Origin of the sequence: Sphingomonas sp. CCH9-F2 (assembly GCF_001556735.1) — a bacterium.
GTDB classification, from domain to species: Bacteria; Pseudomonadota; Alphaproteobacteria; order Sphingomonadales; family Sphingomonadaceae; genus Sphingomonas; species Sphingomonas ginsenosidimutans.
On sequence record NZ_LSJO01000453.1, the window covers coordinates 1 to 3,243 of the forward strand.

The 3,243-nt window shown below is 68.7% G+C and carries 4 protein-coding genes and 1 pseudogene; all 5 read left to right on the forward strand.

What is annotated here, in order from left to right:
- Positions 1 to 326 precede the first annotated feature (326 nt).
- A complete protein-coding gene (locus tag AX685_RS12565) occupies positions 327 to 947 on the forward strand; it encodes a ribonuclease D (RefSeq protein WP_066489196.1) in 621 nt (206 codons plus the stop codon).
- Positions 940 to 1,578: an LPS export ABC transporter periplasmic protein LptC gene (lptC, locus tag AX685_RS12570; RefSeq protein ID WP_066489198.1), complete on the forward strand. Its 639-nt coding sequence runs from the start codon at positions 940 to 942 to the stop codon at positions 1,576 to 1,578. The genes AX685_RS12565 and lptC overlap by 8 nt, the downstream gene beginning before the upstream one ends.
- 6 nt (positions 1,579 to 1,584) lie before the next feature.
- Positions 1,585 to 2,118 (forward strand): LptA/OstA family protein, encoded by a 534-nt coding sequence (locus AX685_RS12575; RefSeq protein ID WP_066489201.1) that lies wholly within the window; start codon positions 1,585 to 1,587, stop codon positions 2,116 to 2,118.
- Between the two features lie 130 nt (positions 2,119 to 2,248).
- Positions 2,249 to 3,019 (forward strand): LPS export ABC transporter ATP-binding protein, encoded by a 771-nt coding sequence (gene lptB, locus AX685_RS12580; RefSeq protein ID WP_096612256.1) that lies wholly within the window; start codon positions 2,249 to 2,251, stop codon positions 3,017 to 3,019.
- Positions 3,020 to 3,061: 42 nt separating this feature from the next.
- Positions 3,062 to 3,243, forward strand: a pseudogene (locus AX685_RS12585) (RNA polymerase factor sigma-54); the annotation flags it as partial.

Below are 3,243 nucleotides of genomic sequence, written 5' to 3' on the forward strand. Positions count from 1 at the left end.
CGCGGCCGCCCTTGTCGTAACCCATAACCCTGTTCGTCTTCCCGGTCCGCCCGAACGATTGCATCGAGGCCACGCGCAGGACGGCGAACGCGGCTCCCCGGGCGCAGATGACAATCGCGCCTCATCCTATCCATAGCCGATCCGATCACGCCCGGCGAATCGTTTTGCGCATCTTTTCGTGTCCGGACGTCGATTTTGGTCGCAACGATCGCAACTTGGGCACAATTCATCGCACGTCGCACCGGCCCCGCCCCGCTCATGCCGCAATCGCGCCGCCGGTGACGTGAAGCGTTGAGCCGCGCGCCCGGCCCCGCTAGAGCGCGATCATGGCCGTATTTTTTCACGAAGAAGACCTGCCGGGCGACGTGTTCGCCCCCGGCGCCGCGATCGCGGTGGATACCGAGACGATGGGGCTGATCACCCCGCGCGACCGGCTGTGCTTGGTCCAGCTGTCCGACGGGCTTGGCGACGAGCATCTGGTGCGCTTCGGCCCCGGCAGCGATTATGCCGCGCCGGTGCTGCGCGCGGTCCTGGCCGATCCGGGGCGGTTGAAGCTGTACCATTTCGGCCGATTCGATATCGCCGCGATCCGCCACTACCTGGGCGTCGTCGCCGCGCCGGTCTATTGCACCAAGATCGCGTCGCGGCTGGTGCGCACCTACACCGATCGCCACGGGCTGAAGGAGCTGGTGCGCGAGTTGCTGGGGCAGGACATTTCCAAGCAGCAGCAATCGTCCGACTGGGGCGGCCCGGACCTGTCGGAGGCGCAGCGCGACTATGCCGCGTCGGACGTCCGCTACCTCCATCGCCTGCGCGAGGAACTGGACCGGCGGCTGTCGCGCGAGGGGCGGACCGCGGTGGCGCAGGCCTGTTTCGATTTCCTGCCGGCGCGCGCGGAACTGGATCTGGCCGGCTGGCCGGAGACAGACATCTTCGCGCATGTCTGACGTGGCGGCGCGATCGCGGTCGGCGCGGCAACGCTGGGCGCTGCCCGGCGGGCGGCACGACCATGTGATCGCCACCGCCAACTGGCTGCTGCCGGTGTCGATCGGCGTGCTGGCCGCGTTCCTGGTGCTCGCCCCGCTGACGATGGGGGGCGAATCGTCGTTCGTGCTCGACAAGAACAAGGTCGAGGTGGCCAAGGAACGGATGAAGATCGAGGCCGCGCGCTATCGCGGCACCGATGGCAAGGGGCAGCCGTTCGAGCTGGACGCCGGCTCCGCGGTGCAGAAAAGCTCCGCCGAACCGATCGTTCGCATCCAGGACCTGGCCGCCGCGATCCGCCTGTCGGACGGCCCCGCGACGGTGAAGGCGCCGTCGGGCCGCTACGACATGGACACCGAACAGGTGAAGGTGGACGGGCCGATCGCGGTGCGCGGGCCGAACAATTACGCACTCGACACGCAGGATGCGGTCGTCGACCTGAAGACGCGCCAGCTTCAATCGACCGGCGCGGTGACCGGCACCGTGCGCCAGGGGACGTTCAGCGCCAATTCGATGCGCGCGGACCTCGAATCGCGTACCGTGCGGCTGGACGGCAATGCGCGCTTGCGGATCGACCCGCGAGCGACGAAATAGCCCGCCATGCGCCACGCCGCCTTCCTGATCCTCGCGCTCGCTGCTGCGGCGCCGGCCACGGCGCAGACGCGCCACGACACCAACGCGCCGGTCAACGTCGCGGCGGACCATATCGAGTTGCAGGATCGCGCCAACCGCGCGGTCTTCGCGGGCAACGTGCAGGTCCAGCAGGCGGAAATGACGCTGCGCGCACAGCGTATCGTGCTGACCTACACCGGGCAGATCGAGGGCGGGAATCCGCAGATCTCGCGCATGGACGCCAGCGGCGGGGTGACGGTGATCCGCCCGGACCAGACCGCGCGCAGCCAGTTCGCGGTCTATGACCTCAACCGCCGCATTATCACCATGCTGGGCGCGGTGCGGCTGACGCAGGGCGGCAGCACGGTCAACGGCGGGCGGCTGACCATCAACCTCGATTCGGGGCGCGCGGTGATCGACGGATCGTCGGTCGCGGGCGGGGGCAGCGGCGCGAACGGCGTCCAGCCGGCTCCCAACGGGCGGGTCACCGGCACGTTCGCGGTGCCCAAACGCAACAACTGACCGGCAAGACGGCGCGGTACGGCACGTCGGGGCTATGCCGCGCGCGCGCCATCATGCATGAATCCTGCCAAGGCGCCGTGCCCGCACGCCGCCGCCCGTTGTGACGTGAGGCCGTACGCCGATGGATGTGATGACCACCCCGCTCGATCAGGTCGAGGCGATCCACGAGGCGCCCGTCGCGGACGGGCTGCAGGTGGTGTCGATCGCCAAGAGCTATGACAAGCGCGTCGTGCTGACCGACGTGTCGGTATCGGTCGGGCGCGGCGAGGTGATCGGGCTGCTCGGCCCCAATGGCGCGGGCAAGACGACCTGTTTCTATTCGGTGATGGGGCTGGTGAAGCCCGATTCGGGCCGCATCATGCTGGATGGGCACGATATCACCGGCCTGCCGATGTACCGCCGCGCGATCCTCGGCCTTGGCTATCTGCCGCAGGAAACGTCGATCTTCCGCGGGCTGACGATCGAGAAGAACATCCTGACCGTGCTCGAACTGGCCGAGCCGGATGCGGCGGCGCGCGCCGAGAAGCTGGAGAAGCTGCTGGGCGAATTCGGGCTGACGCGGCTGCGCGATGCGCCGGCAATGGCGCTGTCGGGCGGCGAGCGGCGCCGCGCCGAGATCGCGCGCGCGCTGGCCGCCGATCCGTCGATCATGCTGCTGGACGAACCGTTCGCGGGAATCGACCCGATCTCGATCGCGGACATCCGCGACCTGGTGTGCCAGCTGAAGGAGCGCGGGATCGGCGTGCTCATCACCGACCACAATGTGCGCGAGACGCTGGACATCGTCGACCGCGGCTACATCATCTACGACGGCAAGGTACTGTTCACCGGCAGCCCGGACGAGCTGGTCCGCGACGAGAACGTGCGCCGCTTGTACCTGGGCGAGGGCTTCACGCTCTAGCCGCATGGCCCGGCCGCTCGCCTCCCACAGCCCCCGCCCCGCATGAGCCTCGCGCCGCGCCTCGACCTGCGCCAGTCGCAATCGCTGGTGATGACGCCGCAGCTGCAGCAGGCGATCAAACTGCTGACGCTGTCCAACCTCGAGATCGAGGGGGTGATCGCCGAGGAGATCGAGAAGAACCCGCTGCTGGAGACCGCCCCCGCGGCCGGCGACGCCCCCACCAC